Raw genomic sequence first — 24243 nt, 5'->3', positions numbered from 1 at the left:
GTTCGCGGCGCCATGTGGCGCCAGTTCACGTAGAGTGGAGTATCGGGGACCATCGCCCCGGGCGAAAGGGCTGGTGCGCTGATGATCATTCGCTTTTGTGCCGCCTTGCTCGCGGCAGCAAGCCTGTCGGGATGTTTCACCAGCGACGCGCCGTTGATCGACCCGGAGGAAGCGGCTTTCCCCTTCGAGACGATTGTCTACCAGGGCGAGGGTCGCGACGAGGTGCAGACGCTCATCCGCAAGGGCGACGCCTATGTCGTCGAACCGGCGGACATCGAGATGCGGGTGCGCTTCCTCGCGGTCGGCGACGATACCTATGTCGCGCTGGCCGAAGGCAGCGACGGCGACGAGACGGCCGTGCTCTACACATTCCTCAAGGTCGACCTGGCCGCGATGACGGCGGAGTCGTTCGCGTCGATGGCGCCGGAAGACGGTATAGACCGCCCAGGATTCAGCGACTGCGGCGACCGCGGGACCTGCGTCGACGACCTCGACGCCTATATCGCCTATGCCCAGGCCCGCGTCGCCGCCGGCGACCTGCCAGACATCGTCTACACGATCATTTCGGCGGAATAGCCGCCGTCTTGGGCTTGAAGACGGTGACCAGCACGACGCCGACGACGATCAGCGCCGCGCCGGCATAGTGGTACCATTCGATCGCCTCGCCGAGGATCAGCCAGGCGAGAACGGCGGTGAAAATCATCTGGGTATAGAGGAGCATCCCGGCGCGCGATGCGCCGAGGACGTCGATGCTCCAGTTGAAGAACAGGTAGACCAGCGCCCCGCCGGGGATCGCGGCATAGGCGAGGATCATCAACCCGTCGGCGGTCAAGCCCGGCGCATAGTCGCCGGTCCATAGCTCCACCATCGAGAATGGAAAGGAGATTACCGTCGCGCTGCCGAGAAGAACGACCAGCAGCGGCATTCGCGCGAGCTCGAATTTCTGCTTTCGCAGGGAAACCGTATAGGCGCCGAGGGTGGCGGCGCTCGCCAGAACCATGACGTCGCCGATGCCGAAATCGAACCGCATCAGCACGGCGATCTCGCCATGCGCGGCAATGACGATGACGCCGACGAAGGCGATCAGCCCACCGACGACCTGCCCGGGTCCCATCGCTTCGCCGAGGAAGATCCGGGCGAGGACAAGGGTGATGATCGGGAAGGTCGCGTTGATGATCCCGGTATTGACGGCGCTGGTGTAGTGCAGCGCTTCAAAGAGCAGCCCGAGCGCGACGCCAAGCAACGCGCCGGTTCCCAGCACGCGCAGCCCCTTGGCGCGAAGGAATTGCCGCATCTGCGGCAGCGAATGCGCGACCAGCGGCAGCAGGACGAGGGTGGCGATGCCAAAGCGCCAGAAGGACAGGGTCCATGGGCCCATCTCCCCGGTGATGCCCTTGCCGGCGACCAGCACCCCGCCCGACAACGCCCAGGCAAGCAGGCCGACGGCGTAGCCGGTCGCTTCCGGGTGACGCGCGATCCGCTGAGCGCCCTTGGCTTCGGCGATTGCCAGCAGGTGTTCCGACATTGATCCGCCCTTGAAGTGGCCCGCGACGCAGCCCTGCAGAAAGGCCGTCGACTTAGTGCACGGGCTGCGGCGCCTGTTTCGGCTTGAGGAAGGTGACGCAGATGACCCCGACAATGATCAGGCCGGCGCCGACGAAATGATACCACTCGATTGCCTCGCCGAGGATCAGCCAGGCGAGGATCGCGGTGAAGATCATCTGGGAATAGAGCAACCCCTGCGCCCGCGATGCGCCGAGGATGTCGATGCTCCAGTTGTAGAGCAGATACATCAGCGCCCCGCCGGGAATGGCGGCGTAAGCCAGGGCAAGATAGCCGTTCCAGCCGAGGTTCGAATGCTCGCCGTTCCACAATTCGTAGAGGAAGAAGGGCAGCGTCGACAGCGCCCCGCCGGCGAGCAGGATGACCAGAAGCGGCAGCCTCTCGAGGGTGAATTTGGCGCGCTTCAGCAGGATGCAATAGGACGAGAAAACCACCGCCGCAGCGACGACGATCAGGTCGCCGCTACCCAGATCGAGGCCGAGCAGGACCGCGAGACTGCCCTGGACCGCGATCACAACGATGCCAAAAAAAGCGACGACGGAGCCGACGACCTGCCAGGGGCCGAGCGACTCGTCGAGAAAGAAATGGGCCATCACCAGGGTGATGATTGGCGCCGTTGAGAAAATGATGCCGGCGTTGACCGCGCTGGTGGTCTCCATCGCCGTGAACATCATTCCCTGGGTGATGCCGAGGCCGAGCGCGCCGATCACCAGCGCCTTGAGGCCATGGGCGCGCAGGAACGCCGCCATGTCGGGAAAATGGTGCCGGACCAACGGCAGGAGGACCATCGTCGCGATGAGCAATCGCCAGAAGCAGAGCGTCCAGGACGGCATCTCGTCCACGGCGGACTTCGCCGCGACGAAGACGCCGCCTGCCAGGACCCAGGTCAGGAGGCCGGTTGCGTAGCCGACGGTTTCGGAACTGGCGGAGACCCGCTTCGAGCCATGGGCTTGCGCGATAGACCAGAAACCCGCCGCCATCCGCCCTGCTCCCTTGGTCGCTCCAGCCTGCGCTACAATCCCAGTTTTTGTTTCAAGAGCGCGTTAACGGCCTGGGGATTGGCCTTGCCCTGGCTCGCCTTCATCACCTGCCCGACGAACCAGCCAAGCATCGCCGGCTTCTCGCGGGCCTGCTCGGCCTTGTCGGGATTGGCGGCGATGATCTCGTCGACCATGCCCTCGATGGCCCCGGTGTCGGTGACCTGCTTCATGCCGCGGTCCTCGACGATGGCGCGCGGGTCGCCGCCGTCGGCCCAGACGATCTCGAAGAGGTCCTTGGCGATCTTGCCGGAAATGACGCCCTCGCCGATCAGGTCAATGATGGCGCCGATCTGTTCGGCCGAGACCGGGCTGTCGGCGATCTCCTTGCCTTCGCGGTTGAGCCGACCGGCGAGTTCGTTGATCACCCAGTTCGCTGCCAGTTTGGGATCGCGGCCACGCGCCACCGTCTCGAAGTATTCGGCATTCTCCCGTTCCGCGACCAGGACGTCCGCGTCGTACGCGGTGAGGCCATAGTCGGCGACGAAACGCGCCTTGCGCGCATCCGGGAGTTCAGGGAGGTCGGCCGCAAGGCGATCGACAAAAGCCTGGTCGAACGTCAGCGGCAGCAGGTCCGGGTCAGGGAAGTAGCGGTAGTCATGCGCCTCCTCCTTGGAGCGCATCGAGCGCGTCTCGCCGCGGCCGGGGTCGAAAAGCCGCGTTTCCTGCTCGATCGTGCCGCCATCCTCGATGATGCCGACCTGGCGGCGCGACTCGGACTCGATCGCCTGGCCGACGAAGCGGATCGAGTTGACGTTCTTGATCTCGCAGCGCGTGCCGAGCGGTTCGCCGGGGCGCCGCACCGAGACATTGACGTCGGCGCGCAGGCTCCCCTTCTCCATGTCGCCGTCACAGGTGCCGAGGTAGCGCAGGATCGCGCGCAGCTTGACGAGGAACGCCTTCGCCTCCTCGGCCGACCGGATATCCGGCTTCGAGACGATCTCCATCAGCGCCACGCCGGAACGGTTGAGATCGACGAAGCTCATCGTTGCGTGCTGGTCGTGGATCGACTTGCCCGCGTCCTGCTCGAGATGCAGCCGCTCGATGCCGACGGTGACGGACTCGCCGTCGGCCAGGTCGACCGTCACGGCGCCCTCGCCGACGATCGGCTGCTTGAACTGCGAGATCTGGTAGCCCTGCGGCAGGTCGGGATAAAAGTAGTTCTTGCGGTCGAAGACGCTGCGCAGGTTGATCGCCGCGCCGAGGCCAAGGCCGGTGCGGACGGCCTGGGTGACGCATTCCTGATTGATGACCGGAAGCATGCCGGGCATCGCCGCATCGACTAGGCTGACATGATCGTTGGGCGCGCCGCCGAATGCGGTCGGGGCGCCCGAGAAGAGCTTGGCGTTGGAGGTGACCTGAGCGTGGACTTCCATGCCGACCACGACTTCCCAGTCGCCGGTGGCGCCCTTGATCACCTTCGCGGACTTCGACGAACGAACGGCCTGGTTCATTGGATCTTCGTTTTCTGGCGGGGATTGGCGGTATCGGACGTCACGACGCCCCGGTCAAGTGAGTTGCCACGACCGGCGGGCCCTGCCTTTCCGGTCATCGGCGCGCGGTCCGGCCCCCCGCGCCTCGCATTGTGTTGCATGACGACACATTTTGTTGCGGCGCACACTTCGTGACAAATTTATGTTGCGTTGCATCAACTGCATCCCAGCTATGCGAAATTTCAGTCTGCACAGATCGGCATCGCATCCCTAACTTCCTCGTCAACGAACACATCGAAACGAAATTCCCAAGGCTTCCTCCCGAGGGAATTGATGAGAAAGCAAAGACCATGAGCAACCGTTTTGTCGAAAGCTACCGCAACTGGCGGCAGTACCGTGACACCTACAATGAGCTGATGCGCCTCAGCCAGCGTGATCTGACCGACCTCGGCATCAACCGCGTCGACATTCCGTCGATCGCTCGCCAGGCAGCGCGTCGCTAATCCAGTCGCTTCGGAGCGCTCCTCCCTGCTCCGAACGAGAAGAGACCGGAATCTTCTCCTCCCTGGTTCCGGCCTCGTAAATGAGAAGCGCCCACCGATCCTTCCTCCCCGGTGGGCGCTTTTCACCCTCTCTGGTTCGATGGAACCAAACACGGCCTGGCGCGTTTCGGTCACAAGACTTTTGGACCGCCTGACCGTGTGAAGTGAAATTCAGTCGCCTCGGAGCTCTCCTCCCTGCTCCGAACGAGAAGAGACCGGAATCTTCTCCTCCCTGGTTCCGGCCTCGTAAATGAGAAGCGCCCACCGATCCTTCCTCCCCGGTGGGCGCTTTTCTTTTTTCCCCTGAACCAAACACGCCGGCTCGCGTTCTGTCCGCAGGTAAACAGCGGGAGAATCCAATGCCGGACATCACAAACAAACGCGTCGCCGTCCTCGCCACCAACGGTTTCGAGCAATCCGAGCTCGAAGTGCCGGTCGAGAAGCTGCGGGACGCCGGCGCGACCGTCCATGTCATCGCGCCGGAAGGCAGCGAGATCAGAGGCTGGCAGGGCAAGGACTGGGGCAACCCGGTCACCGTCGATCGCCAGTTGTCCGATATCAGCGCCGAAGACTATGACGCCCTCGTGCTGCCGGGCGGCCAGATCAACCCCGATCTCCTCCGCGTCGAGCCGGCTGCCATCCAGCTGATCAAGGATTTCAACGCCCAGAAGAAGGTGATCGGTGCGATCTGCCACGCGCCGTGGCTTCTCATCGAGGCCGGAATCGCCGCAGGCCGCGAGATGACGAGCTATCCCTCGATTCGCACGGATCTGAAGAATGCCGGGGCGATCGTCCATGACGAGGAGGTGGTCGTCGACGAGGGAATCGTCACCAGCCGGAACCCGGACGATCTTCCGGCGTTCTGTTCTAAGCTGGTCGAAGAGATCGCCGAGGGACGCCACGAGAAGCGCGCCGCCTGACGCGGCAGCGATTCCAGAAGTTGCCCTCTGCCTGAGAACGCCCGCCGAGCCCCCCCGGCGGGCGTTTTCTCGTCGGCGGAGTTCTTCCTCGTTGAATGCCGGGCGCCGGACGCTTAGGTTCCGCGCCCATGACCCACAAACCCGTTCATATCGTCGGCGGCGGACTCGCCGGCTCGGAAGCCGCCTGGCAGCTGGCCCGGCGGGGAATCCCCGCCATCGTCCACGAGATGCGCCCGAAGCGCACCACGGAAGCCCACCAGACCGACCGCCTGGCCGAACTCGTCTGTTCCAATTCCTTTCGCTCGGACGACAGCGAGAACAACGCCGTCGGCCTGCTGCACGAGGAAATGCGCCGCGCCGGATCGCTGATCATGCGGATGGCCGACACCCACCAGGTGCCGGCCGGCGGCGCGCTTGCCGTCGATCGCGAGGGCTTCGCCGACTCGGTCACCCAGGCGCTGGAAGCCGAGCCGCTAATCACCATCGAGCGCGACGAGGTGGCGGGCCTGCCGCCTGAAGACTGGGACAGCGTCATCATCGCCACCGGTCCCCTGACCTCGCCGGCGCTTGCCGCGGGGATCCAGGCGCTCACCGGGGAGGACGCCCTCGCCTTCTTCGACGCAATCGCGCCGATCGTCCATTTCGATTCGATCGACATGGACATCGCCTGGTTCCAGTCGCGCTACGACAAGGTCGGCCCCGGCGGCACCGGCAAGGACTACATCAACTGCCCGCTCTATCGGGACGAGTACGAAGCCTTCATCGACGCCCTCCTGGCTGGCGAGCAGCACAAGCATCACGACTGGGAGAAGATCCCTTATTTCGACGGTTGCCTGCCGATGGAGGTCATGGCGCGGCGCGGGCGCGAGACACCACGCCACGGGCCCATGAAGCCGGTCGGCCTGACCAATCCGCGCCAGCCGGACAAGAAGCCATACGCCATCGTCCAGCTTCGCCAGGACAATGCCCTCGGCACGCTGTTCAACATGGTCGGCTTCCAGACGGAACTGCGCTACGGCGTCCAGGCCGACATTTTCCGGATGATTCCAGGCCTCGGGAACGCGCAATTCGCCCGCCTTGGCGGCCTGCACCGCAACACCTTTCTCGATTCGCCAAAGCTTCTCGACGCGACCCTGCGCCTCAAGGCACAGCCGCGCTTGCGCTTCGCCGGCCAGATCACCGGCTGCGAAGGCTATGTCGAATCGGCCGCGATGGGCTTGCTCGCCGGGCGCTTCACGGCGGCGGACCGGCGCGGCGAACCGATTGTCGTGCCGCCGGTCACGACGGCATTCGGCGCGGTGCTGGCCCATATCACCGGCGGCCATCTCGACGCCGGCGAGCCGGGAAAGCGCTCGTTCCAGCCGATGAATGTCAATTTCGGCCTGTTTCCGCCGATCGAGGTCGAGACGCCCCCCGGCCAGAAGCTCCGTGGCCCGGAACGTGGCAAGGCACGCAAGCGGGCGCTGTCGGCCCGGGCGCTGGTCGATGTCGATCGCTGGATTGGCGTGCCGGCTGCGGACGCGGCGGAATAGCCGAGCTCAGAACCGGCCGCGCCGCGCCGCGGTCCAGGTGATCCACTGGCGGCGAAGCGGGCTCAGGTCGACCCCGTCGCGAAGCGGGTCGTAGGCTGGTTTCGCCATGCGGTTCAGCATGGGCTCGACCACCGCGGCCGGCAGGAAGGCCGGGAGGATCGCGCGATCCAGAGAGTCCATCGCCTGCCGGGCGGGGGCGAGCCGCTCTCGCGCCAGGGCCGCAAGGTCCGCGAAGACAGTCCGGACGCCTTCAGTGGTCGGTTCGGAACGCAGGTCGGCGGGCGCCGCGCCAACCACGGCCAGCTTGTCGGCCGGCAGGTAGCACTGGCCCCGCGCCGCCGAGGCGGGCAGGTTTGCCAGGATGCCCGTGACCGCAAGCGCCACGCCGGCCAGACCGGCCGCCTCCCCGCTTCCCGGTTCCTGTCCGCCTGCCAGGATGATCGCGCCGAGCTGGATGATCGCCGACGCGGTATCGCCGGCATACCCCTCGAGATCGCCCACCGTCGGCATCGGGTCGTCGTAGAGGTCGAAGATCCGCGCCTGCAACAGGTTGTCGAAGGCGCCAATCGGCAGATGGAAGCGGGCAATCGTCTCGGCCAGCGCCCCAGCGACCGGCTGGCCGCCATGGTCGCCGCGCAGCGCCTGACGCCACCATTCGAGGCGGATTTCGCCGAGCATCGGTTCCTTGACCTTGTCGCGCACCGTCGCGACTTCGACATCGAAGGCGTGCAGGGCGAACAGGTGCGGGCGGACCGCTTCCGGCGCGAACAGGTCGGCCAGATAGCGGTCGCGGTTCCCGGCCCGCACGATGGCGGCACAATGGGCGGAAGCATCCATGGACATGAGATATGGGGCGGCGGAGCGTCAGTCCACCGCGATCAGCGCTGCCGCGACGGCGCGGTTTTCGGCGAGCAGGACATTGTAGGTTCGCACCGCCGCGCCCGTCGCCATCGGCTCGCTGACGATTCCAGCGTCGCGAAGGCTCTGCTTGAGGTCCGGATCGAGCAGTTCGAGGTCGTTGCCGGTCCCGACGATCAGCACCTCGATCGCCTCGGCTTCATCAAGAACCCGCGACAGGCTGGATGAATCCAGAGTGTCGCCCGGTTGCCAGCCATGGATGCCGCTTGGCAGGCAGAGCAACGATCCGCGATGCGACATGCCGGCGAAGCGAAACCCGCCATTGCCATAGGCTTCGATCGCCGCGCGACCGGGGAAATGCGCGGCGCGGATCTCGATCCCGGCGCGCGCCACGGATCAGGCTTCCGCCGGCTCGGCGGTCTCGCTGCCCTCGTCCGACGACGGCGCCGGACGAATCTTGAAAAAGATCAGCAGCGGCGCGGCGATAAAGATCGACGAATAGGTGCCGATGACGATGCCGAAGATCATCGAGGCGACGAAGGACCGGATCACCGACCCGCCGAAGATCAGCAGGGCGACCAGGGCGAGGATCGTCGTCAGCGACGTGGTGACGGTTCGCGCCAGTGTCTCGTTGATCGAGCGATCGATCAGTTCGGTCAGCGGCATCTTCTTGAACTTGCGCAGATTCTCGCGAATCCGGTCATAGACGACGACGGTATCGTTCAGCGAATAGCCGACAATGGTCAGCAGCGCGGCGATGCTCGACAGGTTGAATTCGAGCTGGAGCACCGTGAAAAAGCCAAGCGTCATCAGCACATCATGGGCGGTACAGATGATCGCGCCGACGGCGAATTGCCACTCGAAGCGGAACCAGATGTAGATCAGGATTCCGACCATCGCGAGCAGCAGCGCCATCGCGCCATTGTAGGCGAGTTCGCCCGAGACGCGCGGCCCCACCACCTCGATGCGGCGGAAGTCGACCGTGTCCCCAAGCGCCTCGCGAACCTTGACCAGCGCCTCCTGCTGGGCCTCGTCGCCGCCCTCCTGCTGCTGGATGCGCACCAGGATGTTGGTTCCCGAAGTGAGGTCGCTCACCTCCTGGACCTGGACATCGCCGAGTTCCAGGCCCTCAAGCGTCGAACGGATGCTGGCCAACGTCGTCGTTTCGCTGGTCGGCTTCAGTTCAAGCAGCGTACCGCCGCGAAAATCGATGCCGTATTGCGGACCGATCCCGATGAAGATGACGACCGAAAGGATCGCCAGCGCCACCGACACGGGGAAATTGATCCGCCGCATCCACATGAAGCGGAAGTGGGTGCCGTCCGGGATGAGGCGAAGTCTACGCATCAGTGGTTCGAGCCTTGGTGGCCGCGCCTTCCTTTAGAGAGCGATCTTCGAGGGGCGACGATAGTGGTACCAGGTCGCGATCAGCAGTCGGGTGAAGGTGAACGCCGTGAAGATCGTGGTGGCGATGCCGATCGCATAGGTGATCGCGAAGCCGCGGATCGGGCCGGACCCGAGCAGCAGCAGCGCCAGCGCTGCGATCAGCGTCGTGATATTGGCGTCGACAATCGTGCTGAGCGCCCGCTTGAAGCCGAGGTCGATCGCGGCGACCGCGGAGCGTCCCTGCGCCGCCTCCTCGCGAATGCGCTCATAGATCAGCACATTGGAATCGACCGCGGTGCCGATGGTCAAAACGATGCCGGCGATGCCGGGAAGCGTCAGCGTGGCGCCGAGCGCGGTCAGGACGGCGAAGATCAGGACGACGTTGACGATGACCGCCAGGTTGGCGAGCAGGCCGAAGAAACCGTAGACCGCGACCATGAACAGGCCGACCGCGATCGCACCGATGATCGAGGCTATCTCGCCGGCCTCGATCGAGTCAGCGCCAAGGCCCGGTCCGACCGAGCGCTCCTCGACGATCGTCAACTTGGCCGGCAGCGAACCGGCGCGCAGCAGGATGGACAGGTCGTTGGCGCTTTCGACCGAGAAGCTGCCGCTGATCTGGCCCGAGCCGCCGAGAATCGGTTCGCGGATCGACGGCGCCGAGATGACCTCGTCGTCAAGCACGATGGCGAACTGGCGACCGACGTTGGTCTGCGTCACTTCGGCGAATTTCCGCGCACCGGAGGTCGACAGCCTGAAGTTCACGACCGGCTCGTTGGTCCGGGAATCGAAGGATGCCTGCGCGTCGACCAGGTCCTCGCCGGTCATCAGCGGCGCGTCGTCGAGGACGAGGAATGTGCCTTCGAACTCCGCGGAGGGCACGACGATGGTCCCCGGCGACGGCGTCGCCGTATTGCCCTGGACGGTTTCGCGAACGAGGTGGAAGGTCAGGAGCGCGGTCTGGCCGACGATCGCTTTCAGGCGTTCGGGATCGCCCAGCCCCGGCGCCTCGACGAGGATGCGATCCTCGCCCTGGCGCTGGATGCTCGGTTCGGTCGTGCCGAGTTCGTTGATGCGGCGGCCGATAACCTCGATCGACTGCTGGACAATGCCGCGCACCCGCTGGGAAAGGCCGGCCTCGGAGTAATCGAGCCGGGCCAGCCCGTCATCGGAGACGGTGAGGTCGAATTCATCGACGGCGCCGCCGCCGAGCAGGGAGGAGACCAGCGGATTGCGCAGATCCTCAAGCCGCGAGCGAACCTCGTCGAGCTGCGACAGATCGCGGACCCTGAGCTGGACGCCGTTGCCCTGGACGCCAAGGCCGGTATAGCCGATCCGCGGATTCTCGAGCATCGCCCGCCGCACGTCGCTGACCAGCGTCAGGAGGCGCTTGTGGACGTAGTCCTTGCGGTCGACTTCATAGAGCAGATAGGCGCCGCCCTGCAGGTCGAGCCCGAGGACGATCTGGTTCTTCGGCACCCAGCCCGGCAGCGAATCGAGGGTGGTGCGAGAGAAGAAGTTCGGAACAACGAGGAAAATCCCGACGAGAATCGTCAGGATAATCAGCGTGGCCTTCCATCGGGCGATGACAAGCATGTCGTGTCAGCCGGATTTCGGCTGGGCGTCAGGCCGCGAAATCATGCACCGTCCTTCACCGGCTCGCCCTTGGTCCGCACCTCGGCGATCATGCCACGCGCGATCCGGACCCGGACATTCTCGGCGAGATCGATCTGCAACTCGCCCTCGTCCACCACCTTGGCCACCTTGCCGATAAGACCACCGGAAGTGACGACCGTGTCGCCGCGTCGCAGGTTGGCGATCATCTCCTGGTGCCGCTTGGCCTTCATTCGCTGGGGACGGATGATCAGGAAGTACATGATCACGAAAATCAGGATGAAGGGCAGGAACTGGACCAGCATGCCGCTGCCCCCGAGGTCGCCGGTCTGCGCGAAGGCCGGTGTAACGAACATGCCTGACTCCTGATTCATCGGCCCGAATGGGCCATTTTCCGTGAAACGGCGCGGACTATAGCCATGCCGTTGACCATTGCAAACGATATAGGAGGCCCGGCGGTCGAGCGCGAGGCGACTGCGACGGTTTAGCCGTGAAAGCGCCGTTAGCCAAGGGAAGATAATCCCCGGAGGTCGGGTGAGCCGCGCGGAGGCCAGTCCCGTTCGATCGCTCGCCGCGACCGGAAGCCCGGCCGCCGGCGGCCGATCAGATGACGAAAAAGTCGCTGGCAGTCAGCTTCAAGCCCTCGTCGAGGTCGGCGATCTTGGTCGTTCCGCCCGATTTACTGCCGTTCTTGTCGTAATACAGGTCTCCGGTGTCCTTGTCGTAGATGATGCGGTCCTTCCGATCGTCGGCTTCGCTGCCGACCTCGAAAGTCTTCTTCTTCAAGGCTCCGGCCTTCAGTTTGGTGAAGATGGCGTTGTCGAGTTGGATGGTGTCCACGTTGACGACGAAATCCTCGATCGAGTCGCGGTTCGACTTCTTCGCCGCTTCGTCGAAAACGAAGATGTCGGCGCCGTCTCCGCCGGTGAGGCTGTCCCGGCCGCGACCGCCATTGATGATATCGTTGCCGCCCTCCCCGTCGATCGTGTCGCGACCGCTGCCGCCCTGGATCGTGTCATTGCCGGCTCCGCCGTCAACGATGTCCGCGCCGCCGTTACCATTGAGAATGTCGTTGCCGGAGCCGCCGCCGAGATTGTCGCCGTTGCTGCCGCCGTTCAGCGTGTCGTTTCCAGCACCACCGTCGAGGAGGTCAGCACCAGCGCCGCCATCGAGCGCGTCGTTGCCGGCATCGCCGGACAGGAAATCGATGCCGTCGCCGCCGTCGATATCGTCGTTGCCAATGCCACCATCGATGATGTCGAGCCCGTCACCACCGGCCAGCGTGTCGTTCCCCGCCCGACCGGAGATGAGGTCGCGCCCGCCGTTGCCGAGAATGATATCGCCAAGATCGCCACCGGTCAGGTTGTCGTTGCCGGAGCCCGAGCGGAACTCGATGCGCTCGATATTGACGATCGTTGTCCCGTCGCCGAGGGAGGTTGAGACCGTGGAGTCGGCCAGATCGAGGGTCAGGCTGCGCGTCTTGTCGGACCGGTTGACGAAGGCAAAGTCCGTCCCGGCGCCGCCATCCAGTGCCTCTTGGTAGCCTGAGGCAGGCCCATCACCCAAACGACTGAAAAGTTCATCGTTTCCGCCACCGCCATACAGGATATCGCTGCCTGCTTCGCCATCGATGGTGTCGGCGCCGTCGCCTCCGTAAATAGTCCCGTTGCCTTCGCCGGCTTCGATCACGTCGTTGCCGGCTCCTCCCGTGAAACTGGACAAACCTTCAATACCGACGAAAATCACCGTGGTATCGGCCAGAATGCCGGTGCCTAGTTTGGAGTCGATCGTGATAGCCTGCGTGAGCGTGCTCAGATCAAGCGAAAGAAGATCCGTGTCGGCGCCGCCGTCAATGACCGTATCGTCAGCGTCGGCGTAAAGGAAATCGTTGCCGGCACCGCCGCGCAAAATGTCAGCGCCCAAGCCGCCGTAGAGATAGTCTACGCCGGCGCCACCGCTGAGGACATCGTCGCCGTCGTAAGTGAAAATATAATCGCTGCCCGACGAACCGACCACGTCGTCAGCGAATACTTCGTTGCTGGTAGTGATAAGCACCCTCTGATTCGTCCGCTCCCAGTCGGTGAACGTCCACCCGGACAGGTCCAGCGTGACGGCCGCGGAATTCGCCTCTTCAAAGCGCAATTCGTCGGTTCCAGCATTCGATCCCTTGACCGACAGGGTCTCGGACAGGAGCCCCTCGCCGACGTCGTCTACCGCGAGATAGACCGATTTTGAGTTCGCGCCGCTGAATTCAACGGCAGCAATGTCCGTGATTGCAAGAATTTGGCTAAAGTTTTGGAACACGACGGTATTGGTTTCGCCACCTCCGCCGCTGCCGTCCTCGGCGCTGCCGGCGATCGTGTATTCGCCATTTCTGGTAATGTGAAAGGTGTCGCTGCCGCCATCGCCGACGAGCGTGCTATTCCGTCGAGCGGTGATGACGTCATCGCCTCCACCGCCGAAGACGGTGTCGCCGGCGCTGTTGCCGAAGACCGTGATGTGGTCGGCGCTTGCGCCGCCGGTGTAGGTGTCAACACTCGCCAGCAAATCGTCGAGCGCATCGACGCTGCCATCAGCCGCAAGGACACTCCAGATGTTGGAAAGCGAACTCGTGCCGATCGACCCGGCGATGGTGGCAACCACCGTGGTGCCGTCCGCCTGGTAAAGCGTCGCGCCGGTGATCGTGCCCGCGGTCGGTTCGTTGCCGCCGTCATAGGTGAAGCCGCTGCCGGTGAACTCGAAGACAAAGCCGTCCCAGGGGCCACCGGTATCGTTGACGATGCGGAAGGTGGTTGCGTCAACGGCATCGAGGACGCCAGCCGGGTCGAGGACGTCCTCCAGACCCGGATTGACGGCAAGGGAGCTTGTGAATGTGATGTCAGCCATGGTGTACCTCCCTGTCCGCGGATAGGTCGGTCAGACCAGCCAACCCTTTTTGCGGCAGTTCCCGAGGTTCAACTGTGGCGGGAGATACCCACAACCCTCATTTGGAGTAGATCGCCCTGAAAATTTTGCTCAAATTGCAATCACGACGTTATTTTTCATCGTCGCCCTAATCCTTGATTGCATTTTCCTCACCCTTCGCCCGTCCGATCCCTCCGGACTGGTCGGGTGACGCCGACCGTGATACCCCCTCGCCGTCCATTTTGCCGGGAGCTTTTTCACCTTGTCCGAAATCGACATACGCTCCATCGCCGAGAGGCTTGACCAACTGGTCAGGCTGATCGAGCGCGCCGTGCCGGCCGCGCCGACCTCACCCGAATTCTCCGCGGCCGACGCCTTCGTCTGGCAGCCGGAGGACAAGCGGCTGCAGCCAGTTGCGCGGGTCAACCGGGTAGAGTTGAGTCTTCTCAAGGGTGTCGACCGGTTGCGTGACATACTGGTTGAGAATACCGAGCGCTTCTCGACCGGCCTGCCGGCCAACAACGTCCTGCTCTGGGGCGCCCGGGGCATGGGCAAGAGTTCGCTGATCAAGGCGGTCCATGCCGGCGTCAATCGCGACTCCGGGGAGAGCGCAGCCCTCAAGCTCGTCGAGATTCACCGCGAGGATATCGAGACGCTTCCGGACCTGATGGGGCTGCTCCGCGACGCGCCCTGGCGCTTCATCCTTTTTTGCGACGACCTGTCCTTTGACGGCGACGACACCTCCTACAAGTCGCTGAAGGCGGCGCTCGACGGCGGCATCGAAGGCCGGCCGGACAACATCGTCTTCTACGCCACTTCGAACCGCCGGCACCTGCTGCCGCGCGACATGATGGAGAACGAACGCTCGACAGCGATCAATCCGTCGGAGGCGGTCGAGGAAAAGGTGTCCCTGTCAGACCGCTTTGGCCTGTGGCTCGGGTTCCACAAGTGCAGCCAGGACGAGTATCTGGAGATGGTGCGGGGCTATGTCGCCCATTACGGCATGGTGATCGACGACGATGCGCTGCGCCACCAGGCGCTGGAATGGGCGACGACCCGGGGAGCACGCTCCGGCCGGGTCGCCTGGCAATTCATTCAGGATCTGGCCGGCCGCCTCGGTGTCCGCCTTGACGGGACCGGGGCATAGCTCGCGTCAGCGTCAGGTGCCGAGATAGTCCATCGGGTTGACGGGCTTGGCGCCCTTGCGCAGTTCGAAGTGAACCTGCGGCGCCGAAACCGAGCCGGTCATGCCGGCCTTGCCGATCGTCGATCCGCGCTGGACGGTGTCACCGCGCTTGACGGCGATCTCGCTGTTATGGGCGTAGGCCGAGACCCAGCCGTCGGCATGGCGGATCAGCACGAGGTTGCCATAGCCGGCCAGTTCGTTGCCGGCGTAGATGACGGTGCCCGCCTCGGCGGCCTTGATCGACGTGCCTTCCGGCACAGCGAGGTTGATGCCATCGTTCCGCTCGCCGTCGGCCTTCGAGCCGAAGCCCGAGATGATGCGGCCGCGGACCGGCCAGCGGAAGCTCGTGCCGTTGCTCGAAGGTGGGTCGAGGTCCTGGTCGACGGCCGCGGTGGCGGCAGGCGCCTTGACCGGAACGACCGGCAGTTCGGGCACGGACGGGTTCTTTTCGGTGGAGACGACGCGGACCGTCGGTGCGGCGGCAGCCGGCGCCGGCGTGCCATCGGCGTTGACGGTCAACTGACCGAGCGGTTTGGCCGCGGCGCCTGTTTCCGCCGGGGTGAGCGAAGCGGTCTGCGGTGTCGGCAAGGCGCCGCCGGCCCCCGGGATCTGCAGGCGCTGGCCGACGCGGATATTCTGCGACGACAGGCCGTTCAGGGCGACAATGTCCTCGACACGAACCCCCTGGGCGGTGGCGATGGAGTAAAGCGTCTGGCCCGGCTCGACGACATGGACGACACCACCGGCCCTCGGCGCTGCCGCCGGCGCGCCGTTGGTCTGCGGCGGCGGTGCGTAGGCGGTCTGCGTCTGGGTCGACTGCGGGATGACGATGGCGCGACCGGGCGTGATCTGCGCCGGGCTCGAGATGCCGTTGGCGCGGGCGATCTCGTTGGACGGGACGCCGTACTTGATCGCAAGCGTGTCGAGCGACTCGCCCGGCGCGACCGTGACGACCTTGCCGCCGACCGCCGAATAGCCGCCACCTTGCGACGAAGCGAGATTGATCGGCCCCCCGGCGGCGTTTGCCGGTGGCAATGGGCTTTGTGCGACCTGGGTGTTGCCAGTGCCACCGATTATATCGCGCTGGTTGGCGGTGGAACCGGTGAAGAAGGGCTCTCTCACGCGGGTGGCGTCGGAACTGCAGGCAGCTCCGAGACCCGCGAGGACCGCAACGGCAGCCGCTTGCCCCAAGAAGCGGGTCCGGAAGGCGGAAACTCGGTTACACATCGCTTAACTCGCACTCTACTCAACGAACACCCCGCGAATAAACACTGGTAACGTTGACAAAAGATTTAAGCGTGACGGAACTCTCCCGGAACTTCCTGCGATTCGAGGGGCGAAATCCCGCCGATCGGCCCTAGATTGGCCAGATGCCCGCTTGAAAAGATTAATTCCAACCGAGATGTCGAAAGGCGTAACGAATGAAGTTTCCCGCGCTCCTGCGGACAATGGCCGTGACCAGCCTGGCCGTGCTGCCCCTTCTCGTCGGCCCCGCCGGACCGGCTTCGGCCGAACCAATGTCGGTCCCCTTCGCGGTCGAGCCCGGCGACAGCCAGTCGTTTTTCGTCCGCTACCTGCGAGCGACGAGCATCGGCCAGTCGGCCGAGCCGGTTCTCAGTGTCGACTACGAGCTCGAATTCGCGGTCACGGCGGTCGATGACGACGGCGTCTCCGCGACCGTTCGCAATTTCGGGGCGAATGTCGCCCTCGATCGCCAGCGGGTCCTGACGCCGCCCGATATCGACAGCCTCCTCCTGCAGGCGGTCGACGGGCTCACCGCGGACATCCACATCAATCCCGACGGATCGCTCGACCGGGTGACTAACTGGGACGCCCTGCGCGGCGACATGATCGACCGCGCCAAAAAGCTCGCGGCCGGCAACGAGGACATGATCAAGGCCGTCGACCTGATCCTGCCCAACGTCAATGCCGTCGACGCGGTGCAGCTTGTCGCGCGGCCGCTGGCGATGAGCGCGCCGGGCCGCATCGTCACCTTCGACCCGCCGGAGCGCACGTCGGTCAATGTCGCGCGGATCGAACTGCCCTCCTTCGCGACCTACGCCGCCGGTGCATGGTCGTTCGACCTCGTGCAGCGCAACGACATCCCGGACAACACCACGGTCGAATGGCTGGGTGTTCCGAGCGCCGCCGAGTTGCAGGCAATCCTCGCGCCCTTCGCACCGCGTGACGGCGACGGCGAAGGAACAGCGCCCGACGGCCGCATGTGGCAGCGCTTCTCCGCGTCCTACGACGAAGCCAGCGGCGAACTGCTCTTCTTCCAGGGGGTGATGGAACTCCAGGCCGGGCCGCTGCGGCGGCGGACGGCCCTTGAGGCGCAGGCAAAGGGGCGCTGACGGCCCGGCCCCTCGCCGTCGCCTCAGAGGCGCTCGGCGACGCCGGGGATCAACGGGACGAAGCGGACCTGGCCAAGGTCGGTTTCGTCGAACCCGGTTTCTGTGCGCGTGTAGCGCTTCAAGATCTGGACCCCGTCCTGCGGGCCGACCGGCGCTACCAGGATGCCGCCGATCCTGAGCTGCCCGAACAGCGCTTCGGGGACTTCCTCCCCCGCGGCGGTGACGATGATCTTCTCGAAGGGGGCGTGTTCGGGCCATCCGAGCGTCCCGTCGCCGACCAGCGTCGTGATGTTGGTCAGCTTCAGCGTCTTGAACCGCGACTCCGCCGCGGCGACCAGCGTGCGGAAGCGGTCGATGGTGTAGACCCGGCCGCACAGCTTCGACAGCACCGCCGCCTGGTAGCCGCTGCCGGTGCCGATCTCGAGGATGCGGTCGTCGGCCTGCGGCTTCAGCGCCATGGTCATCATGCCGACGATCACCGGCGCGGAGATCGTCTGGCCGCATTCGATCGGCAGCGCGCGCTCGGCATAGGCCTCGTCGCGGCTTTCAGCTTCGACGAAGAGATCGCGTGGGACGGCTTCGATCGCCGAGACCACCCGCTGGTCGGTGATGCCGACGCGGCGCAGGCGCAGAAGAAGGTTGGCGATGCGGACCCGGCGCTCTTCCTCGTCGAGATCGGGCATGGCCGTCAGGCGCCCCCACCGAAGTGGCCGCCGAGCGACTCGGTCAGGTCATAGGCGGTCAGGTCGAGCCGCAGGGGGGTAACGGAGACCTCGCCCTTCTTCATCGCATCCAGATCAGTGCCCGGCTTGATATCCGGCGATTCACGCCGATAGGCGAGCCAGAAATACTGGTTGCCGCGCCCGTCCGTCCGCTCGTCGATATGCAGGCCATGGGTCAGCCGGCCCTGGGTGGTCACCGTCACGCCCTCGACCTCGGCAGCCGGCCGGTTGGGGAAGTTGATGTTGTAGAGAATGCCGGGCGGGAAACCGAAATCGACGAGCTTGCGAACGATGTCCGCCCCGTATTTTTCCGCCGTCTCCCAATGCATCTCGCGCATGCCGTGCTGGAATGACGAGGCCTGGCTGAGGGCGATCGACGGGACGCCGAGCAGCGTGCCTTCGATCGCCGCAGCGACCGTTCCGGAATAGGTCACGTCGTCGGCGGCGTTCTGGCCGGAATTGACGCCGGACAGGACGAGGTCCGGCCGGTGGTCGACCAAGAGGCGGCGCATCGCCATGATGACGCAATCGGTCGGCGTGCCGCGGACCGCGAACTTGCGGTCCGAGATCTCGCGAAGCCGCAGCGGGTCGTTCAGCGACAGCGAGTGCGACAACCCGCTCTGGTCTGTCTCCGGCGCCACGGTCCAGATGTCGTCGGAAAGCTCTGCGGCGATCTTCTCAAGGCTCTCCAGCCCCGGTGCATGGATGCCGTCGTCGTTGGTCAGCAGTATGCGCATTACGCTTCGATCCTTTCGAGGCCGCCCATATAGGGCCGCAAGACGTCGGGCACGGTGATCGACCCGTCCGGGTTCTGGTAGTTCTCCATCACCGCGATCAGGGCGCGGCCGACCGCGACGCCGGAGCCGTTGAGAGTGTGGACGAGTCGCGTCCCCTTCCCTTCCTTCGGCCGGAACCGCGCCTTCATCCGTCGCGCCTGGAAATCGCCGCAGACCGAGCAGGAGGAGATCTCACGATACTGCGCCTGCCCCGGCAACCAGGCTTCGATATCGTAGGTCTTCTGAGCGCCGAAGCCCATGTCGCCGGTCGACAGCGTCATGGTGCGGAAGTGGATGTCGAGCCGCTTGAGGACTTCCTCGGCGCAGGTGATCAGTCGCTCATGCTCGTCGCCGGATTGCTCGGGCGCGGTGATCGAGACCAGTTCGACCTTGTCGAACTGGTGCTGGCGCAGCATGCCGCGCGTGTCCCTGCCGGCGGCGCCCGCCTCCGAGCGGAAGCATGGGGTCAGCGCGGTGAAGCGGCGCGGCAATTCTTCCTCGGACAGGATCGACTCGCGGACGAGGTTGGTCAGCGGCACCTCGGCGGTCGGGATGAGCCAGAATTGCTCGACCGTCTCCGCCTTCTCGATGAGGTCGCCGACAACCTGCCGCAGGCTTCCCCCCTCAAGAGCCGGTCGCTCGTCAAGCGGCTTCAGCACCTCGTCGAGACGCTTGGTCCGCCACTCCATCTGGGCGGAGATGAACTGGTCGTCGCGAAATTTCGGCAACTGACCAGTGCCGAACATGACCTCGTCCCGAACCAGCAACGGCGGCTGGACTTCCTCGTAGCCATGCTCCGTGGTGTGGAGGTCGAGCATGAACTGGCCGAGCGCCCGTTCGAGACGGGCGAGCCCCTTGCGGAGGACGACGAAGCGCGAGCCGGACAGCTTGGCTGCCGTTTCGAAGTCCATCTGGCCGAGCGCCTCGCCCAGCTCGAAATGCTCTTTCGCGTTGTTCAGGCCGGGCTTCGATCCCCATCGCCGGTACTCGACATTGTCGGATTCGTCGGCGCCGACGGGCACGTCGTCGAGCGGCAGGTTCGGTATTTCGGCCAACGCATCGTCCAGCGCCTTGTCGAGGGCCTTGCCCTCGCTTTCGGCCTCCTGAAGGAACGCCTTCAACTCGCCGACCTCGGCCATCAGGCGTTGGGCTGTCTCTTCGTCGCCGCTGCCCTTGGCCTTGCCGATTTCCTTCGACGCTGCGTTGCGGCGCGCCTGCGCCTCTTCGAGTTTCAGGATATGGGAGCGCCGCGCCTCATCGAGCGCAAGCAGATGCTCGGCCGCCGGCGCGGCATTCCGGCGCCGCAGCGCCTCGTCAAGCGCCTGCGGGTTCTCGCGAATCCATTTGATGTCGAGCATGATCGTGCCGCCTGCGCGCCCTTCGGTCCTGATGAGAGAGACTCTCTCGATGCGTCATTCCGGCGAAAGCCGGAATCCATCCGCGACGAACCCGATGACCCGACAGTTGCTGCGTTTGCATCGACGGCGCATTGGACCCCGGCTTGCGCCGGGGTGACGACTAGGTGGGGTCTTCATAATCAACTGGTGTGAAACGCGAAAGGGGCCAAGGTGACACGCCCATCGGAGGGCGCGTCCTTGGTCCCTCAGAACGGCAACTCCTCAAACAGGTCGCGCCATTCCGGATTCCGCGACTCGATCAATTCGATCTTCCAGAGGCGTTTCCATTCCTTGATCTGCTTTTCACGCTTGATGGCGTCAAACATCGTTTGATGGAACTCGTAATGAACGAGCGTCTTCACGCCGTACCGCTGGGTGAATCCGCGAACACGGCCGGCGCGGTGCTCCCAGACACGTCGGGCAACGCTGCTGGTCACGCCGACATAGAGGGTGCCGTATTTCCTGCTCGCGAGAATGTATGTGCAGGGCTGGAATCCGCGCCCGGCAAAATGCTGCATCGTCCCCTCAAGAAACGGTGCTCCACCTATTCGTCGGCTTCGTCGGCCTCTTCCGCTTCCTTGGCGGCTGCGGCCGCGGCGCGGCGCTTGTCGACGAAGCGAACCGCCCAGATCGAGCTCTCGTAGAGCAGGATCGTCGGGATAGCGAGACCAAGCTGCGAGATGATGTCCGGCGGGGTCAGGATCGCCGCGGCGACGAAGGCCAGCACGATGGCGTAACGCCGATAGCCCTTCAGCGACTCGGCGGTGACCACGCCGATCCGCGCCAGCAGGGTCAGCACCACCGGCAGCTGGAAGACGAAGCCGAACGCCAGGATCAGCGTCATGATGAGGCTGAGATACTCGTTGACCTTCGGCAGCAGTTCGATCGACGCCTGTCCCGGTCCGCCCTGCTGCTCCAGCGACAGGAAGAAGGTCAGGGCCAGCGGCATGATGACGAAGTAAACCAGCCCCGCGCCGAGGATGAAAAGCAGCGGCGTGGCAATGAGATAGGGCACGAACGCCCCGCGCTCGTGCTTGTAGAGGCCCGGCGCGACGAACTTGTAGATCTGGATGGCGATGACCGGGAAGGCGATGAAGACCGCCCCGAACAGCGCTACCTTGAGCTGGGTGATGAAGAATTCCTGCGGGGCCGTGTAGATCAGCTTGATCTCGCGCGACGGACCCGCCGCCCATTCATAGGGGATGACCAGGATATTATAGATATGGCCGGCGACCGCGAAGCAGGCGATGAAAGCGATCAGGATCGCGATCACCGTCCGGATCAGGCGGCTTCGCAGTTCGATCAGGTGCTCGATAAGCGGCGCCCGGCTGGCCTCGACCTCGTCCTCGGGCGGTTTCTCGTCCTGCGCGGCGTCGCTCACGGCTTGGCGTCCCCGGTCGTCTCAGCGGCGTTCGCGGGTGCTGGCGCGGGCGTGGCGGGCGCCTCGGGGGCCTTCGGCGTTACACTCGACGCTTCGGCCGTGACGGGTTTCTTGCTTGCCGCCGGCTTGGCGGCGGCGGGCTTTTTGGGAGCCGCCTTGGCAGCGGTTTTCTTCGGCGCGGCCTTGGATGCCGCCGGCTTCTTCGGCGCGGCTTTCGCCGTCGAGGCTTTCTTGGGCTTGGCTTTTGCCGCCGGGGCCTTTGGCGTTTCCGTCGTGGCAGCCGCAGCCGGCTCGGCTGGTGTCACCGGCTTGGAGGGGGCAGCAGGCTTGGCCGGTTCTGGCGCCGCGTCAGACTTCGCCTCGACCTTCGCCGGGGTGTCCAGCTTCGTTGCCTTTTGAAGGTCGCTCTTGATGCCCGCCTCGGCCTTGGACATTTCCTTGCGGATGTCGCCAAGCGGATCGATCTTGCCGATGTCGGTCACCGACTTTTTCACGTCGTCGAGGTCGGCCTCGCGGACCGCGTCATTGAACTGGCGCTGGAAATCCCCGGCCATACGACGGGCCTTGCCCGTGTATTTGCCGACCGCGCGCAGGGCGCGCGGCAGGTCCTTCGGGCCGACGATGACTATCGCCACGACCGCGACCACAAGAAGCTCTGTCCACCCGAGATCGAACATTGAACGTTGACTCGGCCGCTAGCAGGAACCAGCCGAGGCAGCGCGGGCTGCCGGCGGGAGAAAGCCCGCGGTCAAGTTACCTTGGTCTTTTCCCGCGACGGTTCGACGTCGACGGTGGCACCAGACTGCTCCTCGAGCTTGTGAGGCTCTTCGTCGTCGGCAAGCCCCTTCTTGAAGCTCTTCACGCCCTTGGCGACATCGCCCATCAGGTCGGAAATCTTGCCTCGTCCGAAGAGAAGCACGACGACCAGAACAACGATCAGCCAATGCCATATGCTGAGAGAACCCATCAGCTTTACTCCAATCCCTTATCGTGCACCGACTATCGCAGACGGATCGGCGCACCGCAATCGTCACCTGCACCGGATGTAGGGATATTTGCCGGCCATGGCAAACGCAGTCGTCAGTCGGCCTGCCGCTCGGCGGCTTCTTCCGCCACGAGGTCGTCTGCGCCTGCGTCCAGGATTTCCTCGTCTTCGAGCGGATCCTCGTCCTCGGTCAGGTCGTCGCCGTCATGCGGTTCAGGGATGCTGAAGTCGGTCGGAATGCGGCTGTCGAGCAGGCCGGCCCCCTTGAGTTCGTCTAGGCCGGGAAGATCGCCGATTCCGTCGAGACCAAAATGGGATAGGAACCCGTCGGTCGTCCCATAGGTCACCGGCCGCCCCGGCGTCTTGCGACGACCGCGCATCCGGATCCAGCCCGTCTCGAGAAGCAGGTCCAGCGTCCCCTTGGAGGTCGCGACACCCCGGATTTCTTCGATTTCCGCCCGCGTCACCGGCTGGTGATAGGAGATGATCGCCAGCGTCTCCATTGCAGCGCGCGACAGGCGCTTCTGCTCCACCGCATCGCGCGACAGCAGGAAGGACAGGTCGGAAGCGGTGCGCAGGCTCCACTTGCCGGCGACCTGGGTCAGATTGACGCCGCGGTCGGCATAGACGGCCTGCAACTCGCGCAGGATGCCGGTCACATCCGCCCCGGACGGCAGGCGGCCGGCCAGATCGTCGGCGGCAAGCGGTTCGGCGGCGGCAAAGAGCAGCGCCTCGACCATGCGCAGCGCCTGGCGGCGTTCTTCCGGCGACTGGGCCTCGGCGGTCGCGTCGTTATCGACCGCAATGGCGACGGCAGAATTGGGATTAGCCATGGTCGGCCTCCGGTGTGACGGCTTCGACCACCTTGTGGTCACGAATATAGAGAGGGGCGAAAGCCTCGGTCTGGCGCAGGTCGATCTGCCCCTCGCGGACAAGCTCCAGGCTCGCGCCGAAAGCGCTGGCGGTCACCGTGACGCTGACTTCCGCGGTCAGATAGGGCGACAGGAAGACATGCATCGGCGCCCAGTCGGCCAGCTTGCCGATGACGGTGCCGAGCAGATCCCTCGCCTCCTTCAGCGACCAGACCGTACGGCGGCGCACGTGAACCACCGAGATCGACCGCTCCTGGCGCCGGGCGGCGTAGGCCGACAGCAGGTCGTAGAGCGTTGCCGAATACTCGCTCTTCTTGACGATTTCGACCGGCTCCGGATCGCCGCGGCCAAAGACGTCCCGGCCCAGCCGATCGCGATTGGCCAGGCGCGCGGCGGCGTCGCGCATCGCCTCGAGGCGCTGCAGGCGGAAAGCGAGTTCGGCCGCCAGTTCCTCGCCCGTCGGCTCGTCGGTTTCCGCCTCCGGCAGCAGCAGCCGCGACTTGAGATAGGCGAGCCACGCCGCCATCACGAGGTAGTCGGCCGCGAGTTCGAGGCGAAGCTTGCGGACCTCCTCGATGAAGGTCAGGTACTGTTCGGCCAGCGCGAGGATGGAAATACGGGTGATGTCGACCTTCTGGCTGCGGGCCAGCGCCAGGAGCAGGTCGAGGGGGCCCTCGAAACCGTCGACGTCAACGACAAGGGACGGTTCGCCGTTGTCCTGGTCAAGCGGCTTGAACGTCTCCCAGATCTCGTTCTGATCCTGGCTGGCGGTGCTCATGCC

25 protein-coding genes are annotated in these 24243 nt (G+C 64.8%); 6 read left to right on the top strand and 19 right to left on the bottom strand.

The window, feature by feature from the left end:
- Nucleotides 1-81 precede the first annotated feature (81 nt).
- Nucleotides 82-576, top strand: coding sequence for a hypothetical protein (locus tag BLT60_RS04355; RefSeq protein ID WP_090875024.1), 495 nt, complete (start codon nucleotides 82-84; stop codon nucleotides 574-576).
- Here the strand turns inward: BLT60_RS04355 and BLT60_RS04350 are convergent.
- The 3 genes from BLT60_RS04350 to gatB are packed head-to-tail and all read right to left on the bottom strand — an operon-like array spanning nucleotide 560 to nucleotide 4054.
- The gene (locus tag BLT60_RS04350) at nucleotides 560-1525 is read right to left on the bottom strand and encodes a DMT family transporter (RefSeq protein WP_090875023.1); all 966 of its coding nucleotides are present in this window, start codon (nucleotides 1523-1525) and stop codon (nucleotides 560-562) included. The two genes, BLT60_RS04355 and BLT60_RS04350, sit on opposite strands and share 17 nt — an antisense overlap.
- A 52-nt stretch (nucleotides 1526-1577) precedes the next feature.
- Nucleotides 1578-2543, bottom strand: a complete 966-nt coding sequence (locus BLT60_RS04345; RefSeq protein WP_090875022.1) for a DMT family transporter — start codon at nucleotides 2541-2543, stop codon at nucleotides 1578-1580.
- Between the two features lie 32 nt (nucleotides 2544-2575).
- Nucleotides 2576-4054, bottom strand: coding sequence for an Asp-tRNA(Asn)/Glu-tRNA(Gln) amidotransferase subunit GatB (gene gatB, locus BLT60_RS04340; RefSeq protein WP_090875021.1), 1479 nt, complete (start codon nucleotides 4052-4054; stop codon nucleotides 2576-2578).
- Nucleotides 4055-4383: 329 nt separating this feature from the next.
- Between gatB and BLT60_RS04335 the strand changes: the two genes are divergently transcribed.
- The 3 genes from BLT60_RS04335 (at nucleotide 4384) to trmFO (ending at nucleotide 7027) form a co-directional block, all read left to right on the top strand.
- A complete protein-coding gene (locus BLT60_RS04335) occupies nucleotides 4384-4536 on the top strand; it encodes a DUF1127 domain-containing protein (protein ID WP_090875020.1) in 153 nt (50 codons plus the stop codon).
- A 398-nt stretch (nucleotides 4537-4934) separates the two neighbouring features.
- Nucleotides 4935-5495 (top strand): type 1 glutamine amidotransferase domain-containing protein, encoded by a 561-nt coding sequence (locus tag BLT60_RS04330; RefSeq protein ID WP_090875019.1) that lies wholly within the window; start codon nucleotides 4935-4937, stop codon nucleotides 5493-5495.
- A gap of 128 nt (nucleotides 5496-5623) precedes the next feature.
- Complete coding sequence (gene trmFO, locus BLT60_RS04325) at nucleotides 5624-7027, top strand: methylenetetrahydrofolate--tRNA-(uracil(54)-C(5))-methyltransferase (FADH(2)-oxidizing) TrmFO (protein WP_090875018.1); 1404 nt, start codon at nucleotides 5624-5626, stop codon at nucleotides 7025-7027.
- Between the two features lie 6 nt (nucleotides 7028-7033).
- On the opposite strand, the gene BLT60_RS04320 is transcribed toward trmFO, so the two are convergent.
- The 6 genes from BLT60_RS04320 to BLT60_RS04295 all read right to left on the bottom strand — a co-directional run bounded on the left by BLT60_RS04320 (nucleotide 7034) and on the right by BLT60_RS04295 (nucleotide 13771).
- Nucleotides 7034-7870 carry a phytoene/squalene synthase family protein gene (locus tag BLT60_RS04320; protein ID WP_244521144.1) on the bottom strand — a complete coding sequence of 279 codons (837 nt, stop codon included), beginning with the start codon at nucleotides 7868-7870 and terminating at the stop codon, nucleotides 7034-7036.
- Nucleotides 7871-7891: 21 nt separating this feature from the next.
- On the bottom strand, nucleotides 7892-8278 hold the full coding sequence (locus BLT60_RS04315) for an Mth938-like domain-containing protein (RefSeq protein WP_090875017.1): 387 nt from the start codon (nucleotides 8276-8278) through the stop codon (nucleotides 7892-7894).
- A gap of 3 nt (nucleotides 8279-8281) precedes the next feature.
- Nucleotides 8282-9232: a protein translocase subunit SecF gene (secF, locus tag BLT60_RS24650; RefSeq protein ID WP_090875016.1), complete on the bottom strand. Its 951-nt coding sequence runs from the start codon at nucleotides 9230-9232 to the stop codon at nucleotides 8282-8284.
- A gap of 33 nt (nucleotides 9233-9265) precedes the next feature.
- A complete protein-coding gene (gene secD / locus BLT60_RS24645) occupies nucleotides 9266-10867 on the bottom strand; it encodes a protein translocase subunit SecD (RefSeq protein WP_090875015.1) in 1602 nt (533 codons plus the stop codon).
- A 41-nt stretch (nucleotides 10868-10908) separates the two neighbouring features.
- Nucleotides 10909-11241, bottom strand: coding sequence for a preprotein translocase subunit YajC (gene yajC, locus BLT60_RS04300; RefSeq protein WP_090875725.1), 333 nt, complete (start codon nucleotides 11239-11241; stop codon nucleotides 10909-10911).
- A 247-nt stretch (nucleotides 11242-11488) separates the two neighbouring features.
- The gene (locus tag BLT60_RS04295; RefSeq protein ID WP_090875014.1) at nucleotides 11489-13771 is read right to left on the bottom strand and encodes a calcium-binding protein; all 2283 of its coding nucleotides are present in this window, start codon (nucleotides 13769-13771) and stop codon (nucleotides 11489-11491) included.
- A gap of 280 nt (nucleotides 13772-14051) precedes the next feature.
- Here BLT60_RS04295 and BLT60_RS04290 point away from each other — a divergent pair, with 280 nt between their 5' ends.
- A complete protein-coding gene (locus BLT60_RS04290; protein ID WP_090875013.1) occupies nucleotides 14052-14936 on the top strand; it encodes an ATP-binding protein in 885 nt (294 codons plus the stop codon).
- 12 nt (nucleotides 14937-14948) lie between these two features.
- Here BLT60_RS04290 and BLT60_RS04285 read toward each other — a convergent pair whose 3' ends face one another.
- Complete coding sequence (locus BLT60_RS04285) at nucleotides 14949-16097, bottom strand: peptidoglycan DD-metalloendopeptidase family protein (RefSeq protein WP_210185539.1); 1149 nt, start codon at nucleotides 16095-16097, stop codon at nucleotides 14949-14951.
- A gap of 299 nt (nucleotides 16098-16396) precedes the next feature.
- Between BLT60_RS04285 and BLT60_RS04280 the strand changes: the two genes are divergently transcribed.
- Complete coding sequence (locus BLT60_RS04280) at nucleotides 16397-17329, top strand: hypothetical protein (RefSeq protein WP_090875011.1); 933 nt, start codon at nucleotides 16397-16399, stop codon at nucleotides 17327-17329.
- A 23-nt stretch (nucleotides 17330-17352) separates the two neighbouring features.
- On the opposite strand, the gene BLT60_RS04275 is transcribed toward BLT60_RS04280, so the two are convergent.
- The 9 genes from BLT60_RS04275 to BLT60_RS04235 all read right to left on the bottom strand — a co-directional run bounded on the left by BLT60_RS04275 (nucleotide 17353) and on the right by BLT60_RS04235 (nucleotide 24240).
- On the bottom strand, nucleotides 17353-18012 hold the full coding sequence (locus BLT60_RS04275; RefSeq protein WP_090875010.1) for a protein-L-isoaspartate(D-aspartate) O-methyltransferase: 660 nt from the start codon (nucleotides 18010-18012) through the stop codon (nucleotides 17353-17355).
- Nucleotides 18013-18017: 5 nt separating this feature from the next.
- The gene (gene surE, locus BLT60_RS04270) at nucleotides 18018-18788 is read right to left on the bottom strand and encodes a 5'/3'-nucleotidase SurE (RefSeq protein WP_090875009.1); all 771 of its coding nucleotides are present in this window, start codon (nucleotides 18786-18788) and stop codon (nucleotides 18018-18020) included.
- Entirely contained in the window at nucleotides 18788-20185 is a 1398-nt protein-coding gene (gene serS, locus BLT60_RS04265; protein ID WP_090875008.1) for a serine--tRNA ligase, read from the bottom strand. Before serS ends, surE begins: the two co-directional genes overlap by 1 nt.
- Before the next feature lie 245 nt (nucleotides 20186-20430).
- Nucleotides 20431-20742, bottom strand: a complete 312-nt coding sequence (locus tag BLT60_RS04260) for a GIY-YIG nuclease family protein (protein ID WP_090875007.1) — start codon at nucleotides 20740-20742, stop codon at nucleotides 20431-20433.
- Nucleotides 20743-20768: 26 nt separating this feature from the next.
- Nucleotides 20769-21605: a twin-arginine translocase subunit TatC gene (tatC, locus tag BLT60_RS04255; RefSeq protein WP_090875006.1), complete on the bottom strand. Its 837-nt coding sequence runs from the start codon at nucleotides 21603-21605 to the stop codon at nucleotides 20769-20771.
- The gene (gene tatB, locus BLT60_RS24915) at nucleotides 21602-22282 is read right to left on the bottom strand and encodes a Sec-independent protein translocase protein TatB (RefSeq protein ID WP_090875005.1); all 681 of its coding nucleotides are present in this window, start codon (nucleotides 22280-22282) and stop codon (nucleotides 21602-21604) included. Before tatB ends, tatC begins: the two co-directional genes overlap by 4 nt.
- Before the next feature lie 71 nt (nucleotides 22283-22353).
- Nucleotides 22354-22572, bottom strand: a complete 219-nt coding sequence (locus BLT60_RS04245) for a twin-arginine translocase TatA/TatE family subunit (protein ID WP_090875004.1) — start codon at nucleotides 22570-22572, stop codon at nucleotides 22354-22356.
- Between the two features lie 113 nt (nucleotides 22573-22685).
- Nucleotides 22686-23423: an SMC-Scp complex subunit ScpB gene (gene scpB / locus BLT60_RS04240; RefSeq protein WP_090875003.1), complete on the bottom strand. Its 738-nt coding sequence runs from the start codon at nucleotides 23421-23423 to the stop codon at nucleotides 22686-22688.
- Complete coding sequence (locus tag BLT60_RS04235; protein ID WP_090875002.1) at nucleotides 23416-24240, bottom strand: segregation and condensation protein A; 825 nt, start codon at nucleotides 24238-24240, stop codon at nucleotides 23416-23418. Before BLT60_RS04235 ends, scpB begins: the two co-directional genes overlap by 8 nt.
- Between the last annotated feature and the right edge of the window lie 3 nt (nucleotides 24241-24243).

The sequence above is a fragment of the Bauldia litoralis genome, from assembly GCF_900104485.1.
Taxonomy (GTDB): domain Bacteria; phylum Pseudomonadota; class Alphaproteobacteria; order Rhizobiales; family Kaistiaceae; genus Bauldia; species Bauldia litoralis.
This window is presented reverse-complemented; position numbering and strand designations above follow the sequence as displayed.

Coding starts and splice junctions, on each gene's coding strand:
- BLT60_RS04355 (WP_090875024.1), top strand. CDS start 82: ATGATCATTCGCTTTTGTGCCGCCTTGCTCGCGGCAGCAAGCCTGTCG.
- BLT60_RS04350 (WP_090875023.1), bottom strand. CDS start 1,525: ATGTCGGAACACCTGCTGGCAATCGCCGAAGCCAAGGGCGCTCAGCGG.
- BLT60_RS04345 (WP_090875022.1), bottom strand. CDS start 2,543: ATGGCGGCGGGTTTCTGGTCTATCGCGCAAGCCCATGGCTCGAAGCGG.
- gatB (WP_090875021.1), bottom strand. CDS start 4,054: ATGAACCAGGCCGTTCGTTCGTCGAAGTCCGCGAAGGTGATCAAGGGC.
- BLT60_RS04335 (WP_090875020.1), top strand. CDS start 4,384: ATGAGCAACCGTTTTGTCGAAAGCTACCGCAACTGGCGGCAGTACCGT.
- BLT60_RS04330 (WP_090875019.1), top strand. CDS start 4,935: ATGCCGGACATCACAAACAAACGCGTCGCCGTCCTCGCCACCAACGGT.
- trmFO (WP_090875018.1), top strand. CDS start 5,624: ATGACCCACAAACCCGTTCATATCGTCGGCGGCGGACTCGCCGGCTCG.
- BLT60_RS04320 (WP_244521144.1), bottom strand. CDS start 7,870: ATGTCCATGGATGCTTCCGCCCATTGTGCCGCCATCGTGCGGGCCGGG.
- secF (WP_090875016.1), bottom strand. CDS start 9,232: ATGCGTAGACTTCGCCTCATCCCGGACGGCACCCACTTCCGCTTCATG.
- secD (WP_090875015.1), bottom strand. CDS start 10,867: ATGCTTGTCATCGCCCGATGGAAGGCCACGCTGATTATCCTGACGATT.
- yajC (WP_090875725.1), bottom strand. CDS start 11,241: ATGTTCGTTACACCGGCCTTCGCGCAGACCGGCGACCTCGGGGGCAGC.
- BLT60_RS04295 (WP_090875014.1), bottom strand. CDS start 13,771: ATGGCTGACATCACATTCACAAGCTCCCTTGCCGTCAATCCGGGTCTG.
- BLT60_RS04280 (WP_090875011.1), top strand. CDS start 16,397: ATGAAGTTTCCCGCGCTCCTGCGGACAATGGCCGTGACCAGCCTGGCC.
- BLT60_RS04275 (WP_090875010.1), bottom strand. CDS start 18,012: ATGCCCGATCTCGACGAGGAAGAGCGCCGGGTCCGCATCGCCAACCTT.
- surE (WP_090875009.1), bottom strand. CDS start 18,788: ATGCGCATACTGCTGACCAACGACGACGGCATCCATGCACCGGGGCTG.
- serS (WP_090875008.1), bottom strand. CDS start 20,185: ATGCTCGACATCAAATGGATTCGCGAGAACCCGCAGGCGCTTGACGAG.
- BLT60_RS04260 (WP_090875007.1), bottom strand. CDS start 20,742: ATGCAGCATTTTGCCGGGCGCGGATTCCAGCCCTGCACATACATTCTC.
- tatB (WP_090875005.1), bottom strand. CDS start 22,282: ATGTTCGATCTCGGGTGGACAGAGCTTCTTGTGGTCGCGGTCGTGGCG.
- BLT60_RS04245 (WP_090875004.1), bottom strand. CDS start 22,572: ATGGGTTCTCTCAGCATATGGCATTGGCTGATCGTTGTTCTGGTCGTC.
- scpB (WP_090875003.1), bottom strand. CDS start 23,423: ATGGCTAATCCCAATTCTGCCGTCGCCATTGCGGTCGATAACGACGCG.
- BLT60_RS04235 (WP_090875002.1), bottom strand. CDS start 24,240: ATGAGCACCGCCAGCCAGGATCAGAACGAGATCTGGGAGACGTTCAAG.